The sequence below is a fragment of the Glaciimonas sp. GNP009 genome, from assembly GCF_054343755.1.
Window position 1 is genome coordinate 5262650 of sequence record NZ_JBTGUV010000004.1, and the last position, 15295, is coordinate 5277944.

Sequence of the window (15295 nt, forward strand, 5' to 3'; positions counted from 1 at the left end):
GATTGAGTTTGACACGAACGAGACTGTTCGCTTAGTACAATATCCCGCTGCCCGATAAGATTTTAATGGCAGCTTCGCGTCGAAACCGGTCTTTTCTGATTTGATATGGCTCAAAGGAATTCACGACAGAAAACTCATTGCTTAGATTAATTTTATTTTAACCAGCCATGCTGGAAGCTAGATCCCCTAGCCGTCTCATCCAGATGGCCGCTTCGGGCCTAATTCTATCAATTACGAATGGTTCTGACCGGCCGAAAGCGGAGCTTGCGACACCATCAGATGGCCAATATATCGGAGAAAATAAGAATATGGATAGCGTGTGGGATCGGGGAGCTACGAAACAACTTATTTTCGACATTTATGGAAAAAACCAAATGCTGTTGGCAAGGGATAGCCTCCTATCGATGGTAGAAAGAGCAGGATTTGCGTCGTTTCATATACTCGAAGCGACGCGCCGTTGGAATCAACATTGTAGTGAAGTGAAGGAACTGCCAATGGGCGAAATACTCGCACCTATGTGCGAAGACCGCAAGAAGAGACATGGTGATCGACTTCACGAGATCGGTGCACATGTGCAAGCTTGTGTGCAGTCCATTCACTCGATCGCAGACATACTCAGCCACGCTTTGTATTACGGACTGGCCATGGATCGGGAATGCCCTTTGAATGAAAGAAATATTGATTATCGAACCGTCGCAGAAAAACTCGCCGGAGATCAATCGCTATTAACACTCCGGAAGCTTTTTGAATCAATTGCCAAAGAAGGAGAGTTCAAGTATCTTGAAGCGCTTAATAATCATGGGAAACACCGTAGTATAGTTACCAGCGCAGTATGGTTTCATGTTGGCGCTGGTCCGAAGACAATTTCTTTGGAATTTCTTGGTTTTAAATATTCTAAGACACAATATGAAGGCCGTCCTGTTCTTCCTTTTCTTGTCGGAGAATATGAACGCATCCATATACGCATGAATGAGTGCGGGAATGAACTTCACAATATTCTTCTTCTAAGAAGATAGTCGGCCGCAGATAGTGCTGCCGGCATCTTCGATACAATTTTACAGCCCCTTCATTCGAGCCGCTGTGATCTACGTGCCAATGACCGTCCGCGTTGGATCGAATTCTGTCATTAACGAATGGCTCTGTTCGACCATCTAGAGACGTTGGGCATCCCACGCTCTAAGCTAGTTAAGAGTGAAAGTAGTCGATCAGTTCTTTTTGGCGACTCATAGGAGTCAAACCTAATATGTAGCCGCTCAGACTTGACCTGACAACGTGTGTCAAATAAGTTAGAAACTTCGTAGGCCGTTGCCGGCCAGCAACAGAGATTAGAGGGGATTTACTCTTGGCATTAGAAAATTACTGTGAGATTCACCACGTTGAAACTTTAAATAAACCGTGCGCCTGGCCTAACTGTCCGAATGGGCACAATGGAGATGAGTTCATTAATAACTTCAGTCCTCGGCCCAAAAAGTACACACGAGACTGCCTTCCTGCGGAAGACGGTGAGCCGAGATATTTCTGGATTTCCGACTCAGAAAGCTATGGGTGGCTTGTCCGGCAATTACTGCGAAGTGAGCTATCGCGACTAGCGCCACTTTCTAATCCCAATATTTATCACTACACATCTTTAGATGGCTTCCGAGGTATCATCGAATCGGAGGATATGTGGCTTACTGAATCTGATTTCCTAAATGACGCTAGCGAAATTATTCATGGAATGCAACTATCTCAAGAAATTTTTGAAAGCCTTCAGATCGATTCTGAGCCAATTAGAAGTCTTCTTAATGACGTCATTCGTGCTCCTATCGACCAGCGACCAAGAATTAATATTGGATGCTTCTCTAATGCTCGCAACAATCTTGGTCAATGGCGAGGCTACGGAGGGGATGTTGGCATTTCTATAGGTTTCAAAGCAAAGGATTTAATGAAGGGATTCGGTTATCCCGACTGCACACTAGGAAACGTCCTCTACGACGAAGCGAAAAAACGATCCTTAATAAAAACATTTTTCCTTTTTTATGTCGAAGCCTATCGGAGAGATTCAAAACGGAAAGTTAAAATTATTCGAAGAGATCTTACGCATATAGATCATCTTCCAATTACGGGCTGGGAGGGAGGGATAAACAGCATCTATTTCGAATTGATTACTTTGTGCAAGCATTCCGATTTTGTCGATGAACACGAGGTGAGGCTGTTTTACGCCGAGCACCCAGACACGCTAGAGGCGGCAAATCTCAGCCCCGCAAAAACTCGTTTTCGCAAGACTAATGGGTTCCTGGCACCATATACTACTATCGAAGATATTCGGAATTCCGGAGAATCTGCCATCGAAAAAGAGCGTCTACCAATTTATGAGGTTATGGTCGGACCTGGCCCCCGTGCAGACCTCGCGGCAATCAGCGTTCGGCGGTTCCTCGATAATCAAGGGTATAGAGAAATTCCTGTGACGACGTCAACATCCTCATACCGTTGAGGACAATGAAAAGGTGAAGGGCAGCTTAACTTTGGGCGAGTAAATGGGAACGACCTTAAAAATTGAAAATACGATACATGAAGATCTGAAAGTATGGCGGTATATGCATCTGGCCAAATTTATCTCCATGCTCGAGCGGAAAGCATTGTGGCTCGCAAGAGCTGATTCCTTTAGAGACAGTCAGGAGGGGCGATTTCCCGACGATATGAGAACGCGCGTGCACCAAGCGTATAAAGGGTTTTCTGATAGTGACCCCTCTCCCGTCAAAGACGCGGACGATTTTCAAGACTACCTTGTCAAGAATACATTCATAAGCTGTTGGCACAAAAATCTCGAAGAGAATATGGTTATGTGGGAAATCTATGGGCAAGCAAACAATGCTGTCGCCGTCCAAAGTTCGATTGGACACATGAAGCGCAGCCTTGACCCCTCAAGCATAAATGGATATTCCCTATTATTAAGAAACGTCATCTACCGAAATGCGGATGAAGAGACCGGGGATCTTCAGTATGAGGAATGTTTCTTTAGAAAGCGCCGGCACTTTTCTTTTGAAGAAGAGGTGAGAATTAGCTTGGATACGTATTCACGGACCAGTCCGACAAAGAAAACGCCGCAGGGGGTTGACCTTCCCTTCTTCGATGTCAACGAGTTGGTAGTGTCTGTTATCGTGCACCCGGACAGTAAAAAGTGGTTTGTTGACGTTGTCAAATCCATCGCGGCCAAGTACGGCGTTCACGCACCAGTGAAGCCGGGGCTGTATGGCATGGAGTAATTCTAACCAATTGGCCTAAGCCCTCTAGCATCGGACCAAATACTGCCCAGAGTGGGTGGCCGCACCTGTCGATACAACGGCAAATCGTGTAAGGTATAAGAACGTCTAGTTTGGAAAAAGTGGGCGACTGAAAAGGTCGAAATCCGTCATTCAGGAATGAATTTGTCCGACAAAGAAACGACTTCTATAAGCCGACCTTACGCTGAAATAGCCCGACTTCTGCTTTGCATTTTTTATAAAATATCCGTATCGCTGACTCCGAAATTTTTTCGATGATCTCCCATAAGCGCTCGTAGTTCACCGACTGTCAGACCACTTTCTTCATGCATGCGAACTAACAATGCCGCGCTGATTGGCAAAATTCTATTGCGAACTTTACTAATCAACGGCGGAGCGACCCTCATTCTGCGACATAGCGCGGCGTCGTTTTTTAAATGAAGTTTTTCAACCAACGCATTGAGAAGCCTTGCGGGATTAAACGATGCTTGATCGTCGACGCTGTCTCCAGAATTTGATCCCGATCCCATATTATTAATTTCCATAAAATGAAGCGTTTAACGGTCGGTGCTTTAAAAGATAGTTTCCTACAGGACATTTTACACTGAGCACCAATAAAACTTGATGCTAATCATATTTATGCTCTGCGATGGAATCTACCGTTGCCGATCAGGATGCAGTACCCAATGATGGTTTATCATCAATCATTGGGTACTGCAACTTCCACCTAACTAAAATAATCCAGCTGGCTCACTCTCCCGATCCCAGCTATAAATAATTAGTTCCGTTCTAGCCGCAGCCTTCCCTCCTCCGCCGACCGTATAGTCAATACCGACTTGCTCCATCTGAAATTCAGCAAAGATGGTGCGAATACCAGGATGGTCATTGATACTCAAAATTGCCTTACCTTTCATCGCCCGCATCAATTCGGCCATGCGCTGGTACTGCTCGATGCCAAAACTAACCCCGTAACCTGCAGTCTGCCAATACGGCGGGTCCATGTAGAAAAAAGTATGTGGCCGGTCATACTTGGTAACACAAGCCGCCCAGTCAATGTTTTCTATGTAGGTGCCTGATAACCGCAAATGGGCAGCCGAAAGGTTTTCTTCAATGCGCAAAAGATTGAGCGGTGGTGCCGTGGTTGCTGTTCCCCAGGACTGGCCGTCGACCTTCCCGCCGAAACAGTGCTGCTGCAGGTAAAAGAATCGGGCAGCACGCTGAATATCCGTGAGCGTTTCGGGCGGCGTGTCCTGCAGCCATTTAAAAACGTCCCTGCTCGATAAGGCATATTTAAACTGACGGACGAACTCTTCCAGGTGATTTTTGACGACCCGATAGAGATTGATCAGTTCGCCGTTGACGTCATTAATGACCTCGACATCGGCGGGCGGGCGCAAAAAATAGAGGGCCGCACCTCCTGCAAAAACCTCAACGTAACAGGTATGTGCAGGAAAGCGCGGAATGAGAATATCGGCAAGGCGACGTTTGCCGCCAAGCCAAGGAATGATAGGAATTGCCATGAGGAACCTTTTGTTATGCTAAGATGCGCACGCCTCGCGAGGTCGTAGAGCCTTAGCTTGGTTCACTGGCCCGTTCAGTGGATTGAGGCTAGATTAGTTGTTAGCGCAGCTAATCTAGCGCTCTATGTTTTATTGCTGGGCGGCGTTAGCCACCGATTGCAGACGTCTGCACACCGCCATAAGCATGTTATTGCTCAGGGTCAGAGTTAGAACCTGACGTCGATCTCAGATTATTTACCCCATCAGCGACCGCGTCATACTCTTTATGGCACCCGTTTAATTCGATGACGTATTGATCGGCTCTGGCAGCTTCCCCTTCAAGAAATCCTGCATCCGGCCTTGAAAGTTCGGCACCGCTGGCTCCCGCGCACTGGCCGGTCGTTCCGGCACCTTCGGAATCGGCGTTTCCACGACGCGCAGGTCGTGCGCGCAGCTCGTACAAAGCAGCGCTAAGCCGGTCGTTAATAGCAGCGATTTTTTTATTACGATCATCATTGACCTCTTTGATTTTAGATTTCATTGATAACTCTGCCGCGTTGGCACGGTTGGTCGCGACGGCAAGTTTTTCTTTTGCTAGGGAATTTTCAATGGCGGCAGCAGCGTCCCACTTCACTTGCACCGCATGCCGTCCATGCAACTCACAGCCCAGACACAACGCCATCAGAGCTAACAACCAATAGCACCAGACGGGCAACCTGCTGAGCGTTGCGAGCAATGCGTTGGCGTTCATAGCGCCCCCACACATTGCGCATGGACGCGTACCCGGTCTTTCCAAAGCCCGTAACATAATTTGTTACCCGGTATTGAGCAGTCGAAGCCCTTGAACATTTTGAACATCAGAATCGCCTCGCATGCGCCAAGGTAGTCACTCGCGTTTAATCGCCTCACGGCGGTTGAATTACAAAACGCGGTCGAACCGATGTTGTATGAAAGATTGACGTAAGCGTCATATTCATATTGATGCAGAGGTACTTTTACGCACCGCTTGATAGCGGACTGGTCATTGGTAGATTCGATCAGGGCGCGCTGAACTGCTTTCAGCGGCGTCGTGGTGTCGCCCATCCTGACGCCGCCGGTCGAGCCAAAACCCACCGTCGGCACATCTCCAGGGACAGGGATAATGGCTTTGTCGCTAAATCCCTCTCTGGTCAGAATGCCGACAAACGCGGCTGCTGACAGCGACAGCGCTGCTATGGGTATGCGCAAATTATCAGGTAGCTTCATCACTTCCTCCCCGCGATTTGATCCACCCCCGTAAAAACTTCTTCCACGACCACTCGCCGATAAGAAGCAACGTATAAACAAGCGCGGCGATGCTGGCCGCGTCGGACCAGCTTGAGATGCCAGCCGCAGCTAAAACAGAAATAGCCTTTGTGACGGGTGCTGCGATGGTGGTGGACTCTTCCATTATTTCGCCCTCATTGCAGCGGTAATGCTTGTTAGTTCTGGCATATCTGTCCCTGACGTAAAAAGCCACCCGAAGGTGGCTTAATTGGTTATTGTGAGTCTTAATGGTGGTGCTAGGTCAGTCCGGTGCCGCTAATAATCCATTCATTCGTCGTAATTTTGAGCGCCTTGGCAACACCGTTGGCGGCCAACGTTCGGCTGCCAGTCGTTCCAACGCCAGCCAAGCGCATAACATCGGTCGTGATGGCAATCGTCAGTACACCCGCACCGTTCTGATTGATCAGCGTGAGTTCAGTACCAATCGCAAAGGCGACCGATGCATTTGCCGGTATCGTAAATGTGCGCGCTGTAATATCCGCAGCGGGATGCAGGATAAAGTTACTGGCGTCGGTTGCCACGAGCGTGTAGTCGGCGTTTTTTGACGTCTGCGGCATCGTTGCGTAAGCCCAAATAGGTGCTGAATTGACGCCCGCCCCACTCAGTATCTGCCCCGCAAGACCGCCAATCACTGGGTTGATCGCCTGACGATGATCCTGAAAACTGACTATCGACGATGCATCAGTCACCACCAGGTATAGTCGAATATAAAGAGTCTGGTTATTCCAGTTGGTCGTCGTCGTTGCGCGACTCACCACGCCGTTCGTTCTGAGCGCGACTATATAATTGGTCGTATTCGCCGTGAGCAAGAACGTCCCATTGGCAATCAAGGTGCTGTTGTAGCGCCCGCCGTAATAACCAAATGTCAAACCGCTGGTCATGGATTGCTGTCGGCCGTACAAGGTTCCAGGACTAGCGGCATCAAATCCGGCGTTGATGGTAATTTCTTTCGATGCTTGTGATTGGATAACCAGATCGAGATTGCTGGTGCTGTCTGACACGTTATGCTCCTGTAGTGTTTAGCGCGTGATGGTGGCAGTGAGGGGCGATCCGCGTCCTGTCGTAGCCGATAGTTGGTAGATCTTGATGTACAGCGTTGCCTGAATAATGCCGAAGTCGGTCACCTGAGAGGCGTTGTCATAAATGACGGTTGGCAACAGAGCGGTAAGCTTGCGAATCACCGTGCCATAAGAACTATCGGCAAAGATATCAATGGCATACGATTCCGACGCCTCACTCAATGGTGCATCGATAAAATCCCGCAGCTCTCCTCCCTTTCGGGTGCGACGGATCCAGGTGAGTGTCCAGTCCCGGCTAGCTGGATCGCGACTCCCATTCAAATACACCGGCGAGAGGCATTTCAGATTGACACCTTTGTAGGTCATCGTACGGTTGCCATCTGAATCAATCGTCTTGCCGTTGGTAATGGCGCGATAGGTCCGCGCCATGCCTATCGTATTCAGGCTGCTGGTCACAAACTGCAGGTTCGCACTATCTAATAGCACGAGACGGTCGTTGATCGCATGCAGCCCTGTCGCCCACTCGCTGCCAAAGCGCCCGCGCAATAGGTCTGTCAATGAATAGGTGCCGTCAGCCTGCAAAATACAGTTTTGTGCCGCAATGATTTCCCAACGGCCATCGACGCCATAGGCAAAATGATTTGCGCCATTGAGCATTTGCAATTCCGTCACGCTAAATAAGGATGGCCTGATCACCGCCCGCAATGTGCTCCACTTATCTATGAGGAGACCATTGTGGGCACTTAAACTATTGGATGCATAACCGATAGTCCCGCCCGGCTTGGAAAATCCCTGCACTTGCGTCCAGGTCTGGCCGCTATCATCGGAGCGCATAAGAATACCGCCGACCCAACCTGGCAGATAACCAGACATCGCGACCGGAAATCCAGCCGTATCAAAAACGTCCTTCACTAGAGGGATATCGAGCAGGTCATATTGCGATGGTCCGGCAAGGGTCAATGCTTGGCCGGTGGACGCCCCAACGCCACCCGACGCCGTTGACGTGTAGACAGCCGCGCTATGAAATTTAGCCAGACATTCCAAGCGACCATCCGAGGTGTAGTTGATCTGCGTCAGACGTAATTCATAACTCGCATCCGCTGCGGCGATGGTAATGATGTCGGATGGTTCAAGGTAAGCATAGGCAGGTGGGAGACTAAATGACACGTCATAACGCTCCAACCAATACATATACAACAATATTTCAGCTTTCTGCGCAGCCTCGTCAGCGCTGAGCACGATAGGCAAATCCATCGCAGCGACGTTGACCGATTGCGTATTCAAACGCTCAGCATATTGCTCGCCCGTGTTGTACTCGCGGTCACTATCAAAATATTTCAGCGCTACCTTGCTCGGCAATACCGAATCCATTTCGCGCGAGTTGGTAATTTGGACGCCCGGTGCCCCACTCACTGAGCGCGCATCCAGTCTCGCCACTGGAATCGTGACCACGGAAGCACCACCACGCGGCTTACAAACAACCTGATAGCCGGATTGAACGACATCAAACGGCCACGCGCCAATCAATGGATCAAATCCGCTACGAATAGCCGCGGCGGAACTAATGGTGTAGCCACGGACCTCCTGCGTGAGCGCAGTCACATCCACATCCGCAGAGGTAAGCAGGTTACTTTTGAGCGCTTCCTCAAGGATGATGGTCGATAGCAACTCGTTCTGCGCGGACGTATGCCCGAGGCTGACATAGTAGACAGTGTTGTCCTGCGCATTGTAGGTCGCCCACAAATCGCCGATGACCGCGTTCCCACCGAGTTCACTGTACGGCCCTGGAAAGGTAACCTGCCCGAGAAAAACATAACCACTTTGCGTTACGCGGTAAAAATAGTTGGAAAACTTGAGGTAAATCACCCCGTCGGCTGAGGATCGCAAAATAATCGGCGTACCCCCAGAATGACCAAATCCCGCTAAAACATTTGACTCGACAGACAGGTTGACGACCCACTTCACCGACCAGGTGGTATCGAAGCAGATGAACTGCAGCGTCTCGGTGATGGCGTAATACTCTCCGGTCCCGATAAAAATGTCATGTACTTTTCCATATGTCGACGAGGAATTGGTGCTATTGACGAGGGTCAAACCGTTAGACACGTCGTACACATTACAATAATTGGACGTACCCGCTACCCCCCAGTCGATAACAAACTGTTTCCTCAGGCGTCGGTGATAGCCCCCCGTAAGAGACGTAAGAGCAGTCGGGAGCGGGATGGTACTCAAGAGCGCGCCGTTGACGTCCTGTACGTACACGATTAATGCGCTACCATCGGTTGCTGCCACGCACGCAATATCAGACGACCCTGGCAAGTGGTAATCTCCCAGCCCTACGAAGCTTCCATTTCTCGCTATTTGGCCGGTGGGAAATGCGCCCACTAGCTCAACGATACCGCCCGCGCCCGCAGCGGTTTGGCTGAGAAACACGTTCATGCGCCCGTCCCGGTCCATGCACAACGCCGAGGTACTATAAAGAAGAGACGTTCCTGGCACGATGACCGTCTCTGCGAGTGTGGGACCTGACGTCACCTGTACGCGTGCGACTTCCACTTTTACTTGCGCGCCCATCAACGAGTTTTGATACTTCGTTAGCGGCAAATCATAAAAGACAATATAGGCCAATCCCCGATAGGCAGGCGTATTCGCCACGCCCAACGTGGATTGCATACGCGGATCTGGCAACTGCGTTTCGGTACCGGTATAGATGTTAAAAAACGGCGCTGCGTCGCCACTGGCGATGATGGCACCGATATCCGTGGCGCCCGCATCATAAATCAAATTCGCGCCGATCCAGATGCGATTCACGCCCGCAATCGGCCCTTCGCACAGACCGACCGCAAAGGTCGCGCTATAGGTGAATGTCGTCGATTCGGCACCGCCGCCGCCCTTCCCTTGCTTTTGGGTGTTTTCAGTTTCCTTGAGCCGGTTGTTTTCCAGCCAGAACACATTACCGATGATTGGCACCGTGCCATACACACGCGGAATAACAGCGCCATAGGTGCTGGTCTGAGTCGACATATCTGTTAATTTCGGGCCATAGATATGTGGCCCCTTTGGTGGGTCGACCATGCCGCCCACGCCCATACCAAGCTGCGCACCAACAATCGCACCTTGTGGACCGCCGCCAGCGAAAAACCCGATTACCGCACCGGCGATACCGCCGACTACCTGACCAGCGCTCATTCCAACTCCTTAAATCGATACACCGCGACGATGCGTGCGGCCCACATGGATGACAGGCGATGTTCGCAGACCATACCGACATTCAAATAACTGTGAATGATCGTCTCGCCAGCACAGATCGCCAGATGCTGAGGTTCACTGTCGAAGCGCATCAGCAGAATGTCACCAGGTTGCCGGTCTGCTACGCATCGGATGCAGTCGTTATTGTCGAGCGTTGCCTGTAACAAGCCTTCGTGCGGCGAACGGCCATAGGCTGGTACGTCCTTATAGGGTGCGCCGATAGACCGCGCCACATGCACGATCAAGCCCGCACAATCCAACGCTAATCCGACGACGCGCCCTTGATGCTGAAAAGGGGTATCGAGAGCTGCGCGCGCAGCGTCGATGACGTCATCGGCGGTCATCCGGCTTGTCCAATCTGGGCGTACTGAGAGCCGGTCGGGATATTCCCAAAACCGCCATTGTTGATGATGTTGTGCCACTTATCAGTGCAATCCTCCAATGCACGTTTTCGGCAACCGGGAATCATGCGGTAAGTGTCACCCACAGCAGGTGCGTAATAGAACGCCTCAAACGTCACAATGCCGCCGCCCACAGTAAATGTTTTAATTTCCTGTGGCTTCAATCCGGCATTGCGTCCGCTCGAAAATTGAATGGTACCCAGTCCGAAATAATCGCTGACTTCGATGCGACTGGCATCGCGGAACTGCGTATTGCTGGTGACGGAAGTAATCGCCCCGGTGACCGTCAGCGGTCCGAGCGCTACCTTACAGCCGCCATATTCCTGCCCACCGAATCTTTTCTGGCACGTCACGGTGTACGACCTGCCCACTGACTGGTTCAGCGCATCGATGAGCGCCATCTCCTGAATCTGATATTTATCGTCGGTGAGCGTGGTCTTGCCAAAAATGGATGCCACTATCGGTTCATAGTCCTCAATGGGATTGTCCCAGTTGGTGGCAAACAGATAGCAACGCGCATTATCGAACACCCCGGACGCAATCGCAGCCTTGCTGATGCCTGCGATACCGGCAATACCTTGAACGTCAACCATGGCGGGGGATGTGCCCGAAGCTGCGGTATAACCGGTGAACTCATAGCCGGAATTGGTCAGATACACCGCACCGTTCGTCATGGTCAGATTGCGCGGGTAATGCGTGAGGCATACGCTCGCGCCGACCACCGGCACGATGCGCAAGCACAGCACCCTGGTGGCGTAATTGGCTATTTGAGTCTTCATAGGGAAATTAACTCCACAATATCGATACTGGATGTGTCACGCACATCGACCGCAACGTGCGAGAGATCAACGCGTGAATTGAAGCGAAAAGGAATATCGAACTGACAACCAGCGGTGACTGGCTCACCGGCTTGCGGGCGACTATTGACCGTGCCGCCGCCCGTATAAGCGCTAAAAACGGTCGAATTGATCGCCACCGTAATAGTGGTTGCGCTCACGGCAGTGATTAAGCCGCGCCGCGTATTGACCTCCGCCATACCGGCCACATTGTTGAAGTAGACTGACTCGCCGACGACAAGGTTATGTGCGCCGATGCTGGCAATGGTGGAGGCGGCCCGAGTGATACCGGTGATATTTCGCGTTTTATTTTCCTCAAAGGTCACCAGGCCGGTGGTCGTATCGACTAGCCACCCGTTGGATGTACCCACATTACTGATTCCAATAACAGTCGTGCCCAATACTGGTTTAAAGATCGTGCGTGTTGGAAACCCAACCGATAGAGGTGCAGCGCCCCGACCATATTGCTTCTGCAGTTGGTAGACCCCGCTCGATACGAGTAATAACGGCTGATCAATCGCCGTTGGCGTCCCCGTATCACCATTCGTTGAGAAATCATCCATGGCCCGCACCCGAAACCCCGCATACATGCCGTAGGCGCGGTGATACAAGGCCAGAATGCGACTCCACAATTCCGTGGTCTTGCCGATGTAACTGATGCTGTAGTGCCGCACTGCGTAGGGATGAACCAGACGGCGGTACTCCTGACCACCGCTGGTCGTGGTGATTTCTACGTTGTAATCGTCGCCATAAGTTGCACCCATCTTGATACCAATGGGTATGCGTTCTTCGAGAAATGGATTCGTCATTTAGGTATATCGCTGGGCTTGTTGAAATGCGGCCAAGGCTTCACGCGCCCCTTGACCAGCTGCTCGGCGCACGTCTGGAGCGGAACCTCCACCGTGCATATTCACAATAATTGTGGGACTCGGACCGCCGCCGCCAACATTACCGACTTCGCTATTCGGTGTGACGCTTCCGTTCTGGCTTCCCATCATCAGGTACTGTCGGCCCGCAACATTAAGAAGTTCAGGCCCCTTTTCATTGACTTCGTACATGCCGTTGGACGACACCGTACCGCCGCCTGCCCGACGCCCTCGGACCATCTCGCCCGTTGCAGACAACAAAGATCCTGAACTGTCGCCAGATAGCGAAGCACCGGACCCGCCGCCACTAAGCGCGCCAATCCATCCTAAAGCGGAGCCGAGAAGACCGGCACCATCACTGCCCCCCGTCAAACTGGCAATCAATTTTTTGGCCTCAATCCGTGCAAGATCGGCAAGGATGCTGTTCGCCAGTCCGCTGAAGGAAATTTTGCCGGTGGTGATAAAGGTCGTGAGCGCGTCCTCCATGCCCTTGAACGCATTAGCAAACAGATCTTCGGTTTGCCTGGCGATATTGCACGATTCATCATAATAATTTTGCATCGCCTCACTAGCGCCGACTGACCAATCATTTTCTTTTTTCAGTCGCTCTGTGAAATAGGAATCGTATTCACCGAGCGCGACAGATTGGAAGCGCCGTATCCGACTCAATTCGTCATCGTATTTATTTTTTGCTTCAGGCCCGAACGTACCCGCGAACTCGGCGTCAGTGCGGCTCTTATTGAGGCTTTGTTCCTGCTGACTGTACTTATCCTCAATTTGTGCCCGACCGTCAGTGCGACCCCGCTCCAACGTGCCAGCGCCCATCCCGGCCAGTTCGCGCGCTTGCGTTTTGCGAATGGTGTCGAGATAGTCTTGCGCTGCCGCCTCTGCGTCACGATAACCTTGCTCAATTTTTTGAAGTGCGGCCTCTTGCTGGATCGCGAGTATTTGCACATTCGCCGTCGCCCCTTCCCGCACCTTGGCAAGCTTCGCCTCGGCATCAACGACTTTTCGCGCATTGTCGATCTTATCTTTGCCCGCTAACTTTTCTTGTTGCAGCCTGGCGATTTCCTTCTGCAGCGCAGACTCTTGCTCCTGCGCGTTGAGAGCCAGGAAGCCAAGTTTGGCGTCGTAATACTCTCGTTCATCAATCAGACCGGCCGAACGACGCGCCGACATGATTTTCTCCGCATTCGCAAAGGTGTCAGTGATGGCGGCGGATTGCTTGCGGATTTGATCGAGGTCGTAATTAACTTGCGCTTTAGCCTCTTGTGCAGCCGTATTTTTTCCACCCGCAGCAGCCTTGTTTGCGCCATTAAACTGAAGTTGTGGTCGCGCTGGCGGACGATGGGTACGTCCCTCATTCGAGTAATCCGCTGGTGCTTCCGGAGCAGAGGGCTGCCCCACCGACATGATCTTGGCTTGAAACTTCTCCAGCTCAGCACGCGCCCGCTCACCGTCTTCTTTTACTGCATTGCTAATGGCACGAAATCCTGAAAAATCAAGATGGGCTAACGATACAAGCTGCGCGGAAACCGCGCCAATTTCCCGACCCGTCGCCAAAAATGCATACCCAATTTCGGATGCGAGCACGGCAACCGTTTGAAATACAACGATCCCACCATTCATTGCGCCTTTCAGAATTTCGGTAGCGGTCGCAGCGAATCCTTGATCTTTTATCAAGTCACGAATCGTCGTGCTGAGTTCGTTATAGGCCGGTAGCAAGTTCGTCGCAATGCCTTGTGCATGCAAACTGATTTCCGTACGTAACCTTGCCTGTTTATCAGAATAGTCATCCGCTAGTTGGATCTGCTCCTCGGTGAGAATGACCTGACGACCGCCCTGCGCACCCAACTCTTTCAAAAATGGCAATAGCTCAGCGCCCGCCTTGCCAAATAACGCCATTGCCACAGCCGTTTTTGTGGCACCGTCTTCGAATCCATTTAAGGCTTTACCCACTGCCTCAATCTGGTCAGCGGGAGCAAAATTCTTAAACTCCTTTAAATTCAGGCCAAGCGCCACGATTGCAGCACCCGCCGCTTTGGAGTCATCATCAACGCCTGTGAGCGCCTTCGTTAGCTTTTCAGATGCGCCGACGACGGTATCCATCTCCACACCAGCAGTGCCTGCAGCAACCGCCAGCGACGCGATATTTTCCGCTGTATCGCCGGTTTTCTCGGCCATATCCTGAAAATCACCCGCTTTTTTTACGAGCTGATCGAACGCAACATAGGCCGCCACCAAGCCCGTTGCTGCTGCCGCACCCAGCGCCAGAAAACCGGTGCGTATCCGGTCGCCGATGCGTTCACCCTTTTCATATGCCTCTTTGAGGCGGATAGCAGAATCTGCAGCTTTCAACTGCTCTTCGGATGCGCCGCGCAGCGTCAGTTTATATCGCTCGGTTTCGCGCGCAGACATGCCCAGTGTGGCATTCTGCCCTTCCAGTTTCTTCACATAACGGTCGATGGACGCTGAGGATTTCGCATTAGCGGTGGTCGATGTTTCGCCCAAGCTGAGGATTGAGCGCTTCGACTCTTCTACGGTTGTCTTTAACCCAGTATTACTGGCGGTGATTTCAAGAGCAGCAGTGCCTACGGTCCCAGTCATTTTTTCCTCATTGTTTCAAGCGCCACATCTTCCATTGTGCGGATGCCGTTAAAGACATCAGCACGCTCTTTTGGCAATACGCCGACCAATCGCATCACATGCGGCAACGCGGTATAGTCAAGCCCGGTAGCACCCGCCATGCCTACGCGCCACTGGGTGGACATAGCGACAAAAACATTGATGACCGTCAGATTGTCCGGCCAGATGTCAACCGGTGGCCCGCTAGCCTCCTCCAATGTCAGGCCAAACGCCGCTGCTTCGGATGCGCTCG

Annotated in this window: 15 protein-coding genes; 3 read left to right on the forward strand and 12 right to left on the reverse strand. The window is 51.4% G+C overall.

Going from position 1 to position 15295, the window contains the following annotated elements:
* The first annotated feature begins 203 nt into the window (after positions 1 to 203).
* From ACXX82_RS24110 to ACXX82_RS24120, 3 genes are all read left to right on the forward strand, one after another.
* On the forward strand, positions 204 to 1016 hold the full coding sequence (locus ACXX82_RS24110) for a hypothetical protein (RefSeq protein WP_458563874.1): 813 nt from the start codon (positions 204 to 206) through the stop codon (positions 1014 to 1016).
* A gap of 326 nt (positions 1017 to 1342) precedes the next feature.
* Entirely contained in the window at positions 1343 to 2473 is a 1131-nt protein-coding gene (locus ACXX82_RS24115) for a DUF2971 domain-containing protein (protein WP_458563875.1), read from the forward strand.
* Between the two features lie 43 nt (positions 2474 to 2516).
* Entirely contained in the window at positions 2517 to 3245 is a 729-nt protein-coding gene (locus tag ACXX82_RS24120) for a hypothetical protein (RefSeq protein ID WP_458563876.1), read from the forward strand.
* A 233-nt stretch (positions 3246 to 3478) separates the two neighbouring features.
* Here the strand turns inward: ACXX82_RS24120 and ACXX82_RS24125 are convergent, their stop codons facing one another.
* From ACXX82_RS24125 to ACXX82_RS24180, 12 genes are all read right to left on the reverse strand, one after another.
* The gene (locus ACXX82_RS24125; protein ID WP_458563877.1) at positions 3479 to 3787 is read right to left on the reverse strand and encodes a hypothetical protein; all 309 of its coding nucleotides are present in this window, start codon (positions 3785 to 3787) and stop codon (positions 3479 to 3481) included.
* Between the two features lie 186 nt (positions 3788 to 3973).
* A complete protein-coding gene (locus ACXX82_RS24130) occupies positions 3974 to 4762 on the reverse strand; it encodes a DNA adenine methylase (RefSeq protein ID WP_458563878.1) in 789 nt (262 codons plus the stop codon).
* Positions 4763 to 4949: 187 nt separating this feature from the next.
* On the reverse strand, positions 4950 to 5492 hold the full coding sequence (locus tag ACXX82_RS24135; RefSeq protein ID WP_458563879.1) for a hypothetical protein: 543 nt from the start codon (positions 5490 to 5492) through the stop codon (positions 4950 to 4952).
* A complete protein-coding gene (locus ACXX82_RS24140; RefSeq protein ID WP_458563880.1) occupies positions 5489 to 5986 on the reverse strand; it encodes a glycoside hydrolase family protein in 498 nt (165 codons plus the stop codon). The genes ACXX82_RS24135 and ACXX82_RS24140 overlap by 4 nt, the downstream gene beginning before the upstream one ends.
* The gene (locus ACXX82_RS24145; protein ID WP_458563881.1) at positions 5973 to 6170 is read right to left on the reverse strand and encodes a hypothetical protein; all 198 of its coding nucleotides are present in this window, start codon (positions 6168 to 6170) and stop codon (positions 5973 to 5975) included. Before ACXX82_RS24145 ends, ACXX82_RS24140 begins: the two co-directional genes overlap by 14 nt.
* Before the next feature lie 112 nt (positions 6171 to 6282).
* Positions 6283 to 7047, reverse strand: coding sequence for a hypothetical protein (locus ACXX82_RS24150; protein WP_458563882.1), 765 nt, complete (start codon positions 7045 to 7047; stop codon positions 6283 to 6285).
* Positions 7048 to 7065: 18 nt separating this feature from the next.
* Positions 7066 to 10254: a phage tail protein gene (locus ACXX82_RS24155; RefSeq protein WP_458563883.1), complete on the reverse strand. Its 3189-nt coding sequence runs from the start codon at positions 10252 to 10254 to the stop codon at positions 7066 to 7068.
* Complete coding sequence (locus ACXX82_RS24160; protein ID WP_458563884.1) at positions 10251 to 10658, reverse strand: NlpC/P60 family protein; 408 nt, start codon at positions 10656 to 10658, stop codon at positions 10251 to 10253. Before ACXX82_RS24160 ends, ACXX82_RS24155 begins: the two co-directional genes overlap by 4 nt.
* A complete protein-coding gene (locus ACXX82_RS24165) occupies positions 10655 to 11494 on the reverse strand; it encodes a phage/gene transfer agent baseplate hub protein (RefSeq protein ID WP_458563885.1) in 840 nt (279 codons plus the stop codon). The genes ACXX82_RS24160 and ACXX82_RS24165 overlap by 4 nt, the downstream gene beginning before the upstream one ends.
* The gene (locus ACXX82_RS24170; protein WP_458563886.1) at positions 11491 to 12360 is read right to left on the reverse strand and encodes a DUF2460 domain-containing protein; all 870 of its coding nucleotides are present in this window, start codon (positions 12358 to 12360) and stop codon (positions 11491 to 11493) included. Before ACXX82_RS24170 ends, ACXX82_RS24165 begins: the two co-directional genes overlap by 4 nt.
* On the reverse strand, positions 12361 to 15024 hold the full coding sequence (locus ACXX82_RS24175) for a phage tail tape measure protein (protein ID WP_458563887.1): 2664 nt from the start codon (positions 15022 to 15024) through the stop codon (positions 12361 to 12363).
* On the reverse strand, positions 15021 to 15260 hold the full coding sequence (locus tag ACXX82_RS24180) for a DUF1799 domain-containing protein (protein ID WP_458563888.1): 240 nt from the start codon (positions 15258 to 15260) through the stop codon (positions 15021 to 15023). Before ACXX82_RS24180 ends, ACXX82_RS24175 begins: the two co-directional genes overlap by 4 nt.
* Positions 15261 to 15295: the final 35 nt, after the last annotated feature.

What these genes read in the sequence shown, in the direction of transcription:
- ACXX82_RS24110 (WP_458563874.1), top strand. Translation starts at nt 204, where the DNA reads ATGGCCGCTTCGGGCCTAATTCTATCAATTACGAATGGTTCTGACCGG.
- ACXX82_RS24120 (WP_458563876.1), top strand. Translation starts at nt 2,517, where the DNA reads ATGGGAACGACCTTAAAAATTGAAAATACGATACATGAAGATCTGAAA.
- ACXX82_RS24125 (WP_458563877.1), bottom strand. Translation starts at nt 3,787, where the DNA reads ATGGAAATTAATAATATGGGATCGGGATCAAATTCTGGAGACAGCGTC.
- ACXX82_RS24130 (WP_458563878.1), bottom strand. Translation starts at nt 4,762, where the DNA reads ATGGCAATTCCTATCATTCCTTGGCTTGGCGGCAAACGTCGCCTTGCC.
- ACXX82_RS24135 (WP_458563879.1), bottom strand. Translation starts at nt 5,492, where the DNA reads ATGAACGCCAACGCATTGCTCGCAACGCTCAGCAGGTTGCCCGTCTGG.
- ACXX82_RS24140 (WP_458563880.1), bottom strand. Translation starts at nt 5,986, where the DNA reads ATGAAGCTACCTGATAATTTGCGCATACCCATAGCAGCGCTGTCGCTG.
- ACXX82_RS24145 (WP_458563881.1), bottom strand. Translation starts at nt 6,170, where the DNA reads ATGGAAGAGTCCACCACCATCGCAGCACCCGTCACAAAGGCTATTTCT.
- ACXX82_RS24155 (WP_458563883.1), bottom strand. Translation starts at nt 10,254, where the DNA reads ATGAGCGCTGGTCAGGTAGTCGGCGGTATCGCCGGTGCGGTAATCGGG.
- ACXX82_RS24160 (WP_458563884.1), bottom strand. Translation starts at nt 10,658, where the DNA reads ATGACCGCCGATGACGTCATCGACGCTGCGCGCGCAGCTCTCGATACC.
- ACXX82_RS24165 (WP_458563885.1), bottom strand. Translation starts at nt 11,494, where the DNA reads ATGAAGACTCAAATAGCCAATTACGCCACCAGGGTGCTGTGCTTGCGC.
- ACXX82_RS24170 (WP_458563886.1), bottom strand. Translation starts at nt 12,360, where the DNA reads ATGACGAATCCATTTCTCGAAGAACGCATACCCATTGGTATCAAGATG.
- ACXX82_RS24175 (WP_458563887.1), bottom strand. Translation starts at nt 15,024, where the DNA reads ATGACTGGGACCGTAGGCACTGCTGCTCTTGAAATCACCGCCAGTAAT.